10 protein-coding genes are annotated in these 14,805 nt (G+C 37.6%); 6 read left to right on the plus strand and 4 right to left on the minus strand.

Annotated features, from left to right (window positions below; translation table 11 throughout):
• Positions 1 to 33: 33 nt before the first annotated feature.
• Together smpB and dapA are read right to left on the minus strand one after the other, a co-directional pair.
• Complete coding sequence (gene smpB, locus LBE40_RS04570) at positions 34 to 510, minus strand: SsrA-binding protein SmpB (protein ID WP_004860352.1); 477 nt, start codon at positions 508 to 510, stop codon at positions 34 to 36.
• 16 nt (positions 511 to 526) lie between these two features.
• Positions 527 to 1,411, minus strand: a complete 885-nt coding sequence (gene dapA / locus LBE40_RS04575; protein ID WP_004860353.1) for a 4-hydroxy-tetrahydrodipicolinate synthase — start codon at positions 1,409 to 1,411, stop codon at positions 527 to 529.
• Positions 1,412 to 1,660: 249 nt separating this feature from the next.
• On the opposite strand from dapA, the gene LBE40_RS04580 reads away from it, so the two are divergent.
• Positions 1,661 to 3,763, plus strand: a complete 2,103-nt coding sequence (locus tag LBE40_RS04580) for a lytic transglycosylase domain-containing protein (protein WP_004860354.1) — start codon at positions 1,661 to 1,663, stop codon at positions 3,761 to 3,763.
• Between the two features lie 123 nt (positions 3,764 to 3,886).
• On the opposite strand, the gene LBE40_RS04585 is transcribed toward LBE40_RS04580, so the two are convergent.
• Positions 3,887 to 4,669, minus strand: a complete 783-nt coding sequence (locus tag LBE40_RS04585) for an energy transducer TonB family protein (protein ID WP_004860356.1) — start codon at positions 4,667 to 4,669, stop codon at positions 3,887 to 3,889.
• Between the two features lie 243 nt (positions 4,670 to 4,912).
• On the opposite strand from LBE40_RS04585, the gene LBE40_RS04590 reads away from it, so the two are divergent.
• The 5 genes from LBE40_RS04590 (at position 4,913) to LBE40_RS04610 (ending at position 11,217) form a co-directional block, all read left to right on the plus strand.
• Entirely contained in the window at positions 4,913 to 7,093 is a 2,181-nt protein-coding gene (locus LBE40_RS04590) for a TonB-dependent hemoglobin/transferrin/lactoferrin family receptor (protein ID WP_004860357.1), read from the plus strand.
• A 265-nt stretch (positions 7,094 to 7,358) separates the two neighbouring features.
• Entirely contained in the window at positions 7,359 to 8,405 is a 1,047-nt protein-coding gene (locus tag LBE40_RS04595; protein WP_004860359.1) for a hemin-degrading factor, read from the plus strand.
• Between the two features lie 15 nt (positions 8,406 to 8,420).
• The gene (locus LBE40_RS04600; RefSeq protein WP_004860361.1) at positions 8,421 to 9,323 is read left to right on the plus strand and encodes a heme/hemin ABC transporter substrate-binding protein; all 903 of its coding nucleotides are present in this window, start codon (positions 8,421 to 8,423) and stop codon (positions 9,321 to 9,323) included.
• Positions 9,324 to 9,328: 5 nt separating this feature from the next.
• Entirely contained in the window at positions 9,329 to 10,426 is a 1,098-nt protein-coding gene (locus LBE40_RS04605; protein ID WP_004860363.1) for a FecCD family ABC transporter permease, read from the plus strand.
• Complete coding sequence (locus LBE40_RS04610; RefSeq protein ID WP_004860364.1) at positions 10,423 to 11,217, plus strand: heme ABC transporter ATP-binding protein; 795 nt, start codon at positions 10,423 to 10,425, stop codon at positions 11,215 to 11,217. Before LBE40_RS04605 ends, LBE40_RS04610 begins: the two co-directional genes overlap by 4 nt.
• Positions 11,218 to 12,008: 791 nt before the next feature.
• Here LBE40_RS04610 and LBE40_RS04615 read toward each other — a convergent pair.
• Positions 12,009 to 12,989, minus strand: a complete 981-nt coding sequence (locus LBE40_RS04615; RefSeq protein WP_004860365.1) for a tail fiber protein — start codon at positions 12,987 to 12,989, stop codon at positions 12,009 to 12,011.
• Between the last annotated feature and the right edge of the window lie 1,816 nt (positions 12,990 to 14,805).

A 14,805-nucleotide genomic window follows, 5' to 3' on the forward strand; every position in this document is an offset into this window, starting at 1 on the left:
AAATATTATAAAAAGATATATAAACGTATCCTGTCAGCCATATTTTTTTAAAAGTCGTGCTTTTTCACGTCCCCAATCACGTTTCTTTTCCGTTTCACGCTTATCATGAAGCTTTTTCCCACGTGCTAGAGCAATTTCCAACTTAGCACGCCCTTTTTCATTAAAATAAAGTTTGAGAGGAACAAGTGTCATTCCTTCACGGGAAGTCGCATTAAAAAAACGTGCCATTTCACGTTTTGAAATTAATAACTTACGCAAACGACGCGGCTCATGATTAAAACGATTGGCTTGCGTATATTCAGGAATATAGCTATTGACTAACCATAATTCTCCATTTTCAAAGCTAGCATAACTCTCAGCGATATTCGCATGATTAGAACGCAAAGACTTTACTTCTGCTCCCTGGAGAACCAGACCAGCCTCAAGATTATCAAGAATTTCATAATTAAAACGGGCTTTACGATTATCAGCAATTATTTTCCGTACTGGCGCGTTCTTTTTTTTGTTCATGGCTCACTATATCATTTTATTTTTTAAGCAGACCAGCATGGCACAGAGCAGCATCAATAATCTTCTTTGTGGTATCCGCTAATGGGACAATCGGTGAACGAACAATATCGTTACAAAGTCCTAATTTTGCAGCAGCATATTTAATACCTGCAGGGCTTGGTTCAATAAATACTGCACGATTGAGAGGCATCAAACGATCATTTAATTCTAGGGCTTTTTTATAATCACCATGTAAACAAGCCGAATGCAGTTCTGCACAGAGTTTTGGGGCAACATTGGATGAAACCGAAATACATCCTACACCTCCATGTGCATTAAAACCTAATGCTGTGCAATCATCACCGGAAAGCTGTACAAAATCTTTTCCACACTTTTCACGTTGTTCACTGACACGCTCAATTTTGCTCGTCGCATCCTTAATACCAATGATGTTTTTAAAATCGTGACAAAGGTCTCTCATCGTTTCCACAGCCATATCGATAATAGAACGACCGGGAATATTATAAATTATAATAGGTATAGAAATAGCTTTCGCAATAGAAGAAAAATGCGAGTATAAACCGGACTGATTGGGTTTGTTATAATAGGGAGTGACAACCAAGACTGCATCTGCGCCTGCCTTTTGTGCATGTTGCGCAAGCTCTACAGCTTCACTTGTGCTATTTGATCCTGCTCCAGCAACAACAGGAACACGCTTAGCAACCTGCTCAACACACAATTCTATAACCCTCTTATGTTCTTCATGACTTAAAGTTGGTGATTCACCCGTCGTCCCAACAGGGCTTACACCGTTAATACCTTGTGCAATCTGCCACTCAATAAAATTGCAAAATACTTTCTCATCAATAGCGCCCTCATCATCAAATGGTGTGATAAGCGCAGTCACAGCTCCCTTGAGCATGATAAACTCCCTGTAATGTTCTCTTTATTTTTTTAACGGCCTCTATAAATTACCAATGATAAAGCATAATCTTGCTCTATCATTGAAGCAAGATGTATTTCACAATAGCTCTCAAAAGATTTAACATGTCTCTCCTTCAATTCCGACACATTTCTTTAAATCATCAGCCTACATTAACCCGTTTTTCACGCTTCTGTTTTAAAAATTCTTGGGTGTTTCCAAAAGAAAGGTTTTAAGGTCTTTTTCTCTATGCATGCATTTCCTGTCTCCTTTTTTGTACAAACCTTTACTGCACTTATACTGGCAACAACAATTTTATTTTCAAGTGCATGGGCACAATCGCCCCTTTTGCATGGGACAGCACCAATCCCTTTGGTTCGCCCTACCTCCTTTGCCATAAAAAAAGAAGCTCAAAAACCTCTTAAACAGCTTCACACGACACCCCACACTCCTCCTCCATCCAGTAATAACTCTACACTTAAACAACTTAAAGCTGGGCTAGATGCACTTTCAAACAACAATATTGCAAAAACAATCAGTCTTCGTAATTCAATGGTAAAAAATAGCCTTGACCGCCATATTTTGACATGGGCAATCGGTATATCAAGCCAAGCAAATATACCAAGCTCTGAAATATTCAATGCAATCAATGAACTAAAAGGGTGGCCAGGCATAACGACTATGCAACGTAATGCTGAACGTGCTTTTATCAATGAAACCAATTCCATACATGTGATCCTCCAAAAATTTTCTCATCATCCCCCTCTCACAGCACAAGGTATGGCTCACTTCGCTAAAGCTCTTATCGCAACTAGACAAACTGTTCGTGCTCGACAAATCATTGCACCGTGGTGGCATAAAGAAAAGCTCAATGCAAAAGAAGAAGAGCTTATTCTGAAAAGTGCAAGTGCTATTTTAAAACCTATTGATCATCTGAAACGCATGCAATTTATGCTTTATACACATCACTTCGATTCAGCTGAACGGGTTGCAAAATTGGCGCATGCTCAATCTCTTTTTAATGCTTTTGTTGCCGTTGAAAAAAATGATCCTAGAGCTATGCAAAAATTACAAGCTGTTGAGCGACCATGGCAAAAAGATCCTCTTTTACAATTTTCCCGAATTCGCTATCTTCGACGAACTGGACAATATAATGCAGCTGCAACACTTATGATGAAAACATCAAGAGATGCATTAAAACTTATGAACCCTCATGCATTGTGGAAAGAGCGACGCGCTCTTTCGCGCGAAATGCTCGATTTAAACGAGCCAAAAATTGCCTATCAACTTGTTGCCACGCACACAGGTATGACATCTTTATTAGCAGTCGATGCTGAATTTCATGCAGGATGGTATGCGCTACGGTTTCTTCATGATCCTCAATTGGCAATGCAGCATTTTTCGCGTATTCCTCAATTATCTTCTGCTCCTCTTTCTGCATCTCGTGGATATTATTGGATGGGGCGAGCAGCAGAAGCTTTAAATGAACATAAAAATGCCCAAAATTATTTTCATCGTGCAGCCCATTTTGGTGCAACTTATTATGGTCAATTAGCAGCTTCACGGCTTAACAAAAAAAAATTTAAAGTCTTCTTTCCAAAACCAACAACCGCTGAGCGACAACGTTTTAACGCACGAGAGGCTATTAAAGCGATTCAACGCCTTGAATCAGCCGGCTATGTTGATTTTGCTAAATTTTTTTATAGAGAACTGGGAGAAAAAATAGAAAGCCCTGGCGAATTAGCCCTTCTGGCTGTTATGGCAGAAAAAAATGGTGACTATTATACCAGCCTTAAAATTGGAAAAACTGCTGTTTTTCAAGGTAAAAATGTTGGTGCCCTTTCCCATCCTATAGGGGCTATACCACCCTCTGCCCATGTTTCTTCCGCAGGACAAGCGCTTGTCTATGCCATTGCTCGGCAAGAAAGTGAATTTAATCCAACAGCTATATCAAAAGCAGGCGCACAAGGCATTCTCCAATTATTGCCTACGACAGCAAAAACACTTGCAAAAAAATATTCAATCACATGGTCACCTAAAAAACTTAGAAGTGATGCCAGTTATAATGCTACATTAGGGGCTTATTTTCTAAGAGAACAATTAGAACGTTTTAACGGATCCTATATATTTACTCTTATTGGTTACAATGCAGGTCCCCGTCGTGTCAATGAATGGATAAAACGCTATGGTGATCCTCGTGGACAATCTCTTGATCAAGTCATCGACTGGATTGAACGCATCCCTTATACAGAGACACGTAATTACGTGATGCGTGTTATGGAAAATTATGGGGTTTATAAAGTAAGACTTACTGGAAAAGCAGACATAAAAGCCGATCTTCTTTCCGGTTAATGGAAGTAATATAACCTAAATCTACCCCAAAGTAGTTCACTCTCATTTCTCAACTCATAAATCGTAACATCGTAGCAATTATAAGCATAAGGTGTATAAAAATTAACCAAAAAAACGTAAAAATCAGCTAAATACTAATGATACTCTGATAATTTTGTTCACCTTTGCTGGAGGAGGAGGAGGAAACGAACCAACACGGTGAAGTGCCGTCATAGCCAATCGGTCAAGTTCCGGATCACCAGCAGAGACCACAACACGGCTAGAAAAAATATTTCCCTGCTTATGTACCCTAAATTCTAATTTCACCGTTCCTTTTGCACGACTAATACGCTGTTCTACAACATATTTTTTTTGCGTTTCTAATTGTGCCTGTACCTTTGCCAACCATTCTACTAATAACGCATCCTCGAGAGCTGCTGTATCGCCGCCCTGACTATTGGTAGACGAACGTACCGCCTTTACAGGGGGCTGCTTTACCATAGCCTTTGACATCAGTATCGATTTTTTATCGGGGGTTTTATGCTCTACCTTTTGAGGAAAAGTTTTTTCCAAAGATTTGAGAACCGTAAAATCATCTTTTTCCATAGTATGCTTTAGCTCTTCCGGCTGAACCTTATCTACTGGTTCTAATATCTCTGACTCCTGCTCTATAAGATCAGGCTGCAACACTTCTGCCTCGGTGCTAACATTCGATAGGTCTGTATCAATATCCGGCAAATCTGTATCAGCATCCGAATATACAGTCTCTTGCACAAAAGTTAGCATAATCGTTGGTGAGCGTATGTCATTACTTACACCAGTAGTATGAAAATAAAACTGTGCTCCTAATGCTATATGCAAAAAGAAAGCGCAAATAAACGCACCAACCCAAAGAATTAATAATCGCCTTATACTTGCAAAATTCATAGTTTCTTCCGCCGCTATTCTAGGCTTAATATTGGTGTTCAATTTCATTAAAACAGGCTATTTTGAAATTGCAACTTTTTTCTTGACTGATTTTGTCATGTTTAATATGGTTCCTCTGTGGTTTTATGCTGAAGTCAAATCACTTTTTTGGGCTGGCTGATTTGCGATTCAGTGAGTCAAGCATTTTTATGTGTCAAGTTTCGAGCTAGAGAGGGGATGTTTAAGAAAAGGTTATAATGTGTTATGCGAATAAGACGAGAGAATATCCATAAAAGCTGTGTGATTTTAAGTGCGTTGTCGGTCTGTATACCTTCATTTGTTTTTGCGCAAAACAATGAGAGAGAAGCTGTTACTGAGCTCAAACCAATTGTTATTAAAGAAAAAAAAGTAGAGGATGCTTCAGATTCAGTAACAATTCTGACCAATCGTAAAATCGCTAAGGATATTGAAGAGAAACAAATCAGTGATGTCCATGAAATTAGTCGTCTTGATCCGTCCGCAGCTTATAATTCGGAGAAGAAGAGTTTTGCGATTCGTGGCTTAAGTGCAGACCGTGTTCTTACAACAATGGATGGCATTGTTCTTCCATGGCTTAATGATATATTTCGTGGCAACAGTGGAAATACAACGTTTGACTTTGGTGCTCTTTCCACATTTGATATTATTCAAGGATCGGACTCTAGCCTTTATGGGTCTGGTGCACTAGGAGGAGTTGTCGCTTTGCGGACTCTTAATCCTGAAGACCTTATCACTGAAGAAAAGAGTTGGGGTAGTCTTATAAAAGGTGGTTATCATTCTGTGAATAATAGTTGGCGCATAGATCAAGCTTTTGCTGTGCGTGCTCAACAAACATTTTTTCTCTTTCAAGGATCCCTCAAGGAAGGTAATGAGCGAAAAAATATGGGAAACATAGGGGGATATCATGATGAACGTACACGTAAAAATCCCGCTCATTTCGACCAAAATAATTTGCTTTTTAAAGTTCATCAATATCTTAATGGCAACCACCGTTTTGGTTTTACAGCAGAGCGCTTTGATTATAGCAAAAATACGCATTTATTAAGAATGGACACAAGATACTCCCCAGGTTCCGTTTATGAACAGGACAATAAACGCCGTGAACGTCTTTCTCTTTCTTATGATTATAACGGCAACGGAGATGCACTTTTTGATGCGTTTCATGGACAACTTTATTGGCTAAAACAATCAAATACTGATATTACAAAAGGATTTCGTATTAGAGCACCAAAAGGAGATTTTTTGAGAGATAATCTTGTGCGTGGTACCAATTATGGTTTAAATGCTCACGCTCTCAAAAAAGTGAGTATTGGTACTGTAAGCCATACGTTAAGGCTTGCTACTAATCTTTTATCATCTCAATTTCATCATTATTTACTAGGTAAAGATAATTGTCATTTGGCAGAAAATGCACGGGGATGCCTCTTTGTGCCTGCTAATCGATCAGACTCACCGGATACAAATAGCTACAGTTTTGGTTTAGCTTTTGAAAATGAAATTGGCTTTGCTCATAATCGTTTCCGTGTAACACCTGGAATTCGTTACGATTGGTATAAACATGTCCCTCAAAAAACTTCCCCTTATGAGAAAGCATTGATTTCTGACAGATTTCCTCCAGAAAGACATGGTTCACATTTCTCTCCTAAATTACGTGTGGAGTGGGATATTCGCAATCAAGTGACGCTTTATGCTCAATGGGCGCAAGCTTTTCGTGCACCACGCGTTTCAGAACTCTACGCCTCTTATATCAAGCCATCTGCTTATTACTCAAAAGGAAACCCTGATCTTAAAGCAGAAACGAGCAATGGATACGATATTGGCGTAAGATATGGAGATAAAAGCTTCGGTGGTTTACTCAGTGCCTTTGTCAATCAATATAAAAAATTCATAGATACCATAGATAAAGGACCATCAGAAGAATTCCCGTTTAAGCGTTTGCATTACATGAATCGTTGGAGTGTACGTATTTCTGGCATAGAAGCAAGAGTACATTTGGCTTTTAATAGTGGATTGCGTAGCAATTTTGCCCTTGTCTATTCGCAAGGAAAAGATCTTGATAAAAATGAATATCTCGACTCAATTTCACCCTTAAAAACGGTTATTGGATTAGGATATGCAAGAGAATTCTGGGGTGCAAATATCGTACTTACTTCATCTGCGAAACGTGATAAAGTTGCAAATAAATCTGACTCCCCAAAAGTTCCAGGATATAACGTTATTGATATGTCAGGGTGGTGGAAGCCACTTGGTGAAAAAGGACCTATTGTAAGAGCTGGTGTTTATAATTTATTCAATACAAAACATTGGAATGCATCTGATCTTCCTTCAGGTGAAAGTGCAAAACCAAATGATTATTATAGCCAACCTGGTCGTAACTTTAAGGTATCGTTCGTGCAAAAGTTTTAGTCACTTCTGTTAAACATTAGACCAATATAACATTGTATCGGTAAAAGGATAAATTATTGTATTTCTATTCTTAGTGTTCTTTAAATCATAAAGACTTGAAAAAAGACTGCAATTTTTCCTAATTTATCGGTTTTTGCTTGTTCTGCTGTTGATAATAGGGGCTTATTTGGTAAAGGGTTGAGTTATTCTCTGAAAATAATCAACCCATTGCCTTGTAGTTTAAAGTTTTGAAAGTTAACTCTCTAAAGTAACATAAGGAAAGCCCATGTCATATACAGCCGAGATGATTATTCGTTTGCGTGAAGAAAAAAAAGAGATGCGGAACCGTGATTTTGCAGTCTCTATTGGTATATCTGAAGCAGAACTTGTTGCTGCCTATTGTACAATCGGAAAAGCAAAAAGACTACAAACTGATATTGCCACTCTCCTAGAAAATGCTCCTCAACTTGGAACAGTTATGGCGCTGACACGCAATGAATATGCTGTTCACGAAATAACAGGATGTTTTGAAAAAATTGTTCAAAACCCGCATGTCCCGATTACACTTGGTGAAATTGATTTGCGTATCTTTTCAGAACAATGGAAATTTGGTTTTGAATATGATGTAATCGTTCTTGGAAAGCCTACAAAAAGTCTGCAATTTTTTGATCAATATGGCGTTGCTATTTTAAAAATCTATTCTAAAGATGCTACAAATATGGAAAAATGGAGTGAACTTGTTGAAAAGTTGCTTCATGAAGACCAATCATCTGTTCTTGATATCCTTTCCACTTCCACCACAACTCAATATAATAATACTACAGAGTTGAATATTGAACAGTTCCAAAATCGTTGGCGGAAAATGACTGATGTGCATCAACTTCATGAAATTATTTCTGAATTTAAAATTAACCGACATGATGCTGTAAAATATGCAGGTAGTGAATTTGCCAATGAATTAGGAGTAGAAGCTATTGAAATAATGCTTAATCAAGTCGCACAGCAAGAAATACCTATTATGTGCTTTATTGGGAATAGAGGGTGTATCCAAATTTTCAGTGGACAAGTAACAAACATTAAGCAAATGGGACCATGGCTTAATGTTCTTGATCACAAATTCGATATGCATTTGTTACTTTCTGGAGTAGATAAAGTATGGCACGTTCGCAAACCTACGAGTGATGGTTATGTCAGTTCACTTGAAGTTTTCGATAAGAATGGCGAGATGATTGTCCAGTTCTTTGGTATGCGAAAGGAAGGTCAAGAAGAACGTGAGGATTGGCGCTCTTTATTGAATAGTTTGCCCTCATATAGAGAAACAGAAATTGCCTAGAAAGGTAAATCCGACATGCTTACACTTTTTTTGCGTAGACTATCGAGCTTTTTTCTTATTTTTATATTGCCTTCTCTTTCTCCCTTTTCTCAACCAGTAATTGCTGAACCTACAACACACTTTTCTGAAAATGCGCGTATTGTCTCTATTGGTGGTTCTCTTACAGAAATCGTTTATGCATTGGGAGCTCAAGATCAACTTGTCGCCCGTGATAGTACAAGCGTTTATCCACAAGATGCACTTAAACTTCCTGTGCTTGGGTATATGCGTGCTCTTTCACCTGAAGGTGTTTTATCACTTGCTCCAGAAGGCATATTGCTCGTTGAAGGAAGCGGCCCTCCTTCCACAATTGATATTCTTAAAAAAACATCTATCCCTCTAGTGATCATACCAGAGAATTACTCCCGCGAGAATGTTATAGAGAAGATTCGTCTTGTTGGTAAAGCCATTCATCGTGAAGCACAAGCCGCTGAATTAATTAAAAAAATAAGCCGTGACTTTGTGGATAATGATGCACTTCTAGCAAAAGTGACAAAACCAAAGCGTGTTCTTTTTGTTTTTTCTGTACAAAATGGGCGCGTTATGGCATCTGGAACAGACACAGCTGCAGATGGCATGATAAAACTTTCCGGTGGTATCAATGCCATCACCGATTACAAAGGGTATAAGCTACTGAATAGCGAAGCATTATTAAAATCAAACCCTGATGTTATTTTGCTTGTGAAGCATGGTAAGAGATCCACTTCCCTTGAAAAGATTTTAGCTATACCAGCAGTTCAAGCAACAAATGCAGCAAAAAATCATGCCATTAAACAGATGGATGCTATGTATTTTTTAGGATTTGGTCCACGCACTGCAGATGCATCGAGAGAACTCATTAATATACTTTATGGTGCAAACAAAAATGGTAAGAGCTGATAGAAATGATAGATAGTACATCCATAATGTATGCACCTAAAACAAAAGAAAGTAAAAAAATAGACCGTGTGAATTTGAGAAAGATTGTATTATTGGGTCTCATCATATTCCTCATCTTCAGCATTTTTGCTGGGATTTTGAATGGTGCTTCAAACGTTTCTTTCTTTGATTTTCTTTATGTAACGCTTACGCAAGACTTTTCAGTAAGTAGCAAAACGCGTGATTATCTCGTGCTTATCGATATTAGGCTTCCCCGTGTTATCTTGGGGTTACTAATTGGATCAGCTTTAGCTGTCTCTGGTGTACTCATGCAGGGGCTTTTCCGTAATCCTCTCGCAGATCCTGGGATTGTAGGCGTATCAGCAGGTGCAGGTCTTGGCGCTGTTTTAGCAATTGTTGTCGGTATTGCCTTTCCTGCTTCATTGGCACATTTGCTAGAACCTTATAACGTTATCATAGGTGCCTTTTTGGGTGGACTTCTTTCAACAATTATTCTTTATACAATAGCAACGCGTCATAATTTTACTTCTATTGCAACAATGCTTCTTGCAGGTATTGCTCTTGGTGCTTTAAGCAGTGCTGTTGTGGGAACACTCATCTTTATCGCAAATGATCAACAACTTCGTGATATTACTTTTTGGAGTCTTGGCTCTCTTGCAGGTGCCACGTGGTTGAAAGTTTGGCTAGTTCTCCCTTTTATCTGTGTTGGTCTTCTGTTTTCGCCCCTTTTATCACGAGCGCTTAATGCTCTTGCTCTTGGAGAAGCCGTTGCTGGCCATATTGGTTTCCATATTCAGAATATTAAAAACATTGCTATTCTTCTTGTTGCGCTTATGTGTGGTAGCGCAGTTGCTGTCAGTGGTGGTATTGGTTTTATCGGTATTGTTGTTCCACATATTTTGCGTCAGCTGATTGGTCCCGATCACCGTTATCTTATTCCCTGTTCTGCTCTTTTAGGGGCAGCATTACTTATTTTTGCTGATACCTTTGCACGCTTAATTGTTGCCCCTGCAGAATTACCAATTGGAATCGTTACAGCGCTTTTTGGGGCACCTTTTTTCCTGTGGATCCTTATCTGCAAACGAGGAACAAATTTTTCATGATTGAAGCAACCAATATTTGCGTTCAACGCGGAAACAAACAGATTCTTAATCATATTGCCCTTCAAGCAAAAAGTGGTGATCTTACCATTATTATCGGTCCCAATGGATCTGGAAAAAGTACTTTCGTCAAAGCACTGAGTGGAGAGCTTCCCTACAGTGGAAAAATCACCTTGAATGGTTATGATGTTAGCCAAACAAAAACTTATGAAATGGCAAAAATGCGCGCAGTGTTACCACAATCAACAATGCTAGTATTTCCATTCTTAGTCCATGAAGTTGTAGAACTTGGTCTTTCTGTAAACCAATTCGCCATCACAAAAACCGAATTACAAAATCTTACTCAAAAAGCTTTAGAATGCGTTGACCTTGCTGACTATGGCAACCGATATTATCATCAATTATCAGGAGGGGAACAAGCTAGAGTACAACTTGCTCGTGTCCTTTGCCAAATATGGGAGCCCGTTTATAATGGAGTTTCTCGTTGGATGATATTAGATGAACCTATTGCAAGCCTCGATATACAACATCAGCTGGTTGTTATGGATATTGCTAAAAACTTTGCCCGTTGTGGTGGTGGCGTTCTTGCTGTTCTTCATGATCTCAATCTTGCCGCACATTATGCAGATAAGATGATATTGCTAAAGCAGGGAGAGATTTATTGCGAAGGAAGTGCCTCTACTGTTCTGACAACGCAAAATCTCCGCGAAGTTTATCACTGTGCTTTAATTGTTTCTGAATTGCCTAAAGCAGATATTCCGTTTATACTGCCTCAAACGGCATCCTACCTATGAAATAACATACTTTTCTGAAAATCCGTTTGCCTAAATCAAAGAGTTAAGGGCATGGCAAAATAAAATACACAGATACGTTCAAGAGTTATTTTGTCTTTAAATGAATTCTTTTCTGTCTTGTAGTATGTTACCCTTTGAAGAGGAACATACGTCCCCAAAAACACTTCAGAAAAGAAAGCGTGCGTGTTTCAAAGCCTTCAAGGTTTTACTTAATAAAAACCTTTGAGACTTTGTTGTGCTGCTACATTTTCTTTTCATAATATAAATAGGAATTACTCCTCTCTTCCTATCACTCTAATCTTTATAAAAATGACGTAAAAAATGCACGTAAATGCTTTTGTAATAATAAGAAGGCGTAAAGTCAGATATATTATTGCCATTGTTTTGCTAAATACTTGATAGAAATTTAGTATCTCTTTTCAAGACATCGCAGATTTATTTATGACTTTATGGCGTTTATTTGCCTATAAAGACGCATATTTTATCTGTTATTGTAAATAGATAATATAGTAATTTATAATAATAATTTATCAAATTTTATATTGAATGAGCGCGCCTGATACAGCAATGTTTTCTCATTTACAACTTATTTTTTTGTAATAAGTTATACTCTTAGCCCTACAAGTATTTGAAATTGCTTTAAGATCACCCAAAAAAGAGCGTTTTTAAACACTCTCAAGTATCTTATTAATGCACATGAACCCTTTTATTATTGGCATAAAAGTAACGCGAACTTACTCCGCGTTAACAAAATCATCAATGACGAATAGATTATTTATTAGCCAATAGCCTTATGATTTTATGGCATAGACAACAGTTGTATTAACAGGTCGCGTTTCTACCTCACCCGTTGAAGAAAGAGTTACTTTGTGCGTGTGCGCACCAGCGGTTTGTGTTGTCCCTGTCGTCGTTTCATAGTGATAAGAAGGATTCCTTCTGCCAATATCATTGGCACTCCACCCAACTCCAGCATACTGAAAATTGTGCGTATGCTCACCTGCCTCTTCAATGGTGCAAATATGCGTATGTGATTTAATGCTATCCTGCTGCTCATCTGCAAACAGTCTATCTGCGTCCAGACCGCGACCATCATCAAACCCGCGTAAAAACATTCCTCTAAAATCAGGAACTTTAAAAGTTGTATCACTATCTTTTCCCCATTTATCACCTATTGCATTGAATAATTGCGGATAATCTTTGCGTTTATAGGTAGCACCATCGCATAAAAGCCAACCGTTTGGCACTTCTTGCATAGCAAATGTAGCAATAAACCCTGAGGGAAAGGTTTCTATCTTTGGTGGTGGAAGAGGTGTAGGATTTAATAGATACCAACCATCATGATCTACCATTGAAACATTGCCATTATATACTATTTCATAGATGCCATTTGTTTGTAGCTCTCCCCCTTCTAATGGGATAACACCTGCACTGGTTGTTTTATAGAGTGGCTTTTCCCCTAAGTTATTAACTGTTATCGTCGTCGTGCCAATGTTCACACCGCGAGACTTAAAACGTATGATGACATCATTTTTATATTTCGCTATAGGTGAAGCTGTTTTCAACGTGATCAATGTTGTTTTATCTTCTGCGTTTACCATAAAATTTGAGCTAATAGAGCCACCACTATCTGCAAGATATTCACGCACACGCTGCATCATCGCCCGCGCACTATCATTGACAGAACTAGGTGGCTGACCTTCTGCCCAATTAATGATACTATCTGAATGAGCATTTTCATCGGCCTTTAGTGACCAATCGTAAATATCAGACATTATAATCCCCCCTTATTCTCTAATAACTCTTCTAGAAATTTCCCTTCTATGCACCAGAACGCAACTCTCCCACAACCATTCGTTGATACATTACGTACTGCTCCACCACCCGTGTTGATTTATTTTATTTTTTTACTCCCTCCAATTAAATAAATTAAATCCACTGCACTTTGATTTATAATATCAGTCTCAATGCCTCTCCTTGCAATGTAATCACTTTACCTAACATTACTCACTTATTGTTGCTTCGTTTGTAGTTATGCGATTATATTTTCAATGTTTTTTATCTTATTGCAAAGTTTACAAATATTGTTCATAAAATCCCTTGTTATGGATTTTATATAATCATCATCGAATATAATAACTTATAAGACTCATAGGAAACTACTAACGTATTTTGACTTTTAATGAGACTTGCTCCATTTTCTGGTGTTTTCAATATGTTCAAACTTTCCAGTCAGAAATACTCTATACTATCTCTCTTATGTTTCATCTCTATACTTTGAACAAATAACCTCTGTCTCTTAGCCTGTGGTTGCATAACTTTCATAGTTTGTTTTGCTTCATCTTCATTTTAAATAAGCTATGATTTTTTTGACTGCTATCTGTATTAAAAAAATTCAAAAGTTTGTTTCGGATTTTTTGCACGGTGCATCATATTTTTATTTGCACCCAAATACCTTTTAAAACATAAAATACACATCACGTATCTTCATAAAATCTGAAGGATGTATCCGATTTCTTTACGTGAATTGAAAAATGCAAACATGTGCCCCCGCCTTCTATAAAATACGCATCACTGATCTTTGAAAACCAATGGGCTGTAATCACCTACTGCCCTCCCACACTTAACGCAACTACCTCTCTATAGATTTTATTATATATAAAATTCTTTTGCAAGAACAATAAACTCTTCTGAACAACATCTTGCAATTATTAGTATTCACCCTCCTCATCACAATACTAGAGTAAGCATTCACCAAATAGATAATCTCTCAACCTAATAATAATTCTTTACAAAGTCATAGCTTTCAATGGCCCATTTAATCTCCTCCAAGGAACTTTCGGCGCGAAAATTCTGAAACTTATGCTCCTATATCCCTCCAATACCTAATTTATGGCTTTTTAAAGTTTCTACCAAAGTATAAAATCTTGTTTTTAATTACTCTTTCCTCCAAAGCCACACGTACCCACTGCCTTGCCTCTAGGAATCGATATAAGCTTTGATACAACCTTATTCTATATCTGGTCGTCATTTACCAAAAGCGTGACGGGCACACTCCCTATTATCCTAATAGCAAGATACTGATTTATAGATATTGTTGCACAGCGCCATATTGCTCTTGAGAAAGCTGACCTTGATAATAAAGTTGCTCTATATTAAGCACTAGCAAGAGAATTTTTGCCTCTTGTAAAATCACACCAAAGCGCTTGGCGCGCATTTCTCTATTGCCAACCGATAAATAGGCTCACATAGTATTTTTACATGTGAAATACATCCGTTGGCTTCTCTTGCTTTCCCAACTATTTTAAGACATCAATGAAAGATAAGAAGAAAAAATCTTAAAAAATATATAAACTATCCACTCTCTCCTTAACAATAAATTTTTGATCTTATTGTTTATTTATAAAAATTTTTAGTATTATAGTTAATTACTTCATATCACATGATTTTATTTATAAAAAACATATAAAAACCGTTAAAGATATATCTTTGTGATTGACAATAAAAGCATTTAAGCCAACCATATCCCTGCAAATAAAAAATTTTTAAGTGGGGGACAATGCAGATACTATGAGGAATATTGCATTAATT

This window comes from Bartonella taylorii (assembly GCF_023920105.1).
In the GTDB taxonomy this organism is placed as follows: domain Bacteria; phylum Pseudomonadota; class Alphaproteobacteria; order Rhizobiales; family Rhizobiaceae; genus Bartonella; species Bartonella taylorii.

Bases quoted from the DNA above. Each gene is read 5' to 3' on its own strand.
- smpB (WP_004860352.1), bottom strand. From the start codon at position 510: ATGAACAAAAAAAAGAACGCGCCAGTACGGAAAATAATTGCTGATAAT.
- dapA (WP_004860353.1), bottom strand. From the start codon at position 1,411: ATGCTCAAGGGAGCTGTGACTGCGCTTATCACACCATTTGATGATGAG.
- LBE40_RS04580 (WP_004860354.1), top strand. From the start codon at position 1,661: ATGCATGCATTTCCTGTCTCCTTTTTTGTACAAACCTTTACTGCACTT.
- LBE40_RS04585 (WP_004860356.1), bottom strand. From the start codon at position 4,669: ATGAATTTTGCAAGTATAAGGCGATTATTAATTCTTTGGGTTGGTGCG.
- LBE40_RS04590 (WP_004860357.1), top strand. From the start codon at position 4,913: ATGCGAATAAGACGAGAGAATATCCATAAAAGCTGTGTGATTTTAAGT.
- LBE40_RS04595 (WP_004860359.1), top strand. From the start codon at position 7,359: ATGTCATATACAGCCGAGATGATTATTCGTTTGCGTGAAGAAAAAAAA.
- LBE40_RS04600 (WP_004860361.1), top strand. From the start codon at position 8,421: ATGCTTACACTTTTTTTGCGTAGACTATCGAGCTTTTTTCTTATTTTT.
- LBE40_RS04605 (WP_004860363.1), top strand. From the start codon at position 9,329: ATGATAGATAGTACATCCATAATGTATGCACCTAAAACAAAAGAAAGT.
- LBE40_RS04610 (WP_004860364.1), top strand. From the start codon at position 10,423: ATGATTGAAGCAACCAATATTTGCGTTCAACGCGGAAACAAACAGATT.
- LBE40_RS04615 (WP_004860365.1), bottom strand. From the start codon at position 12,989: ATGTCTGATATTTACGATTGGTCACTAAAGGCCGATGAAAATGCTCAT.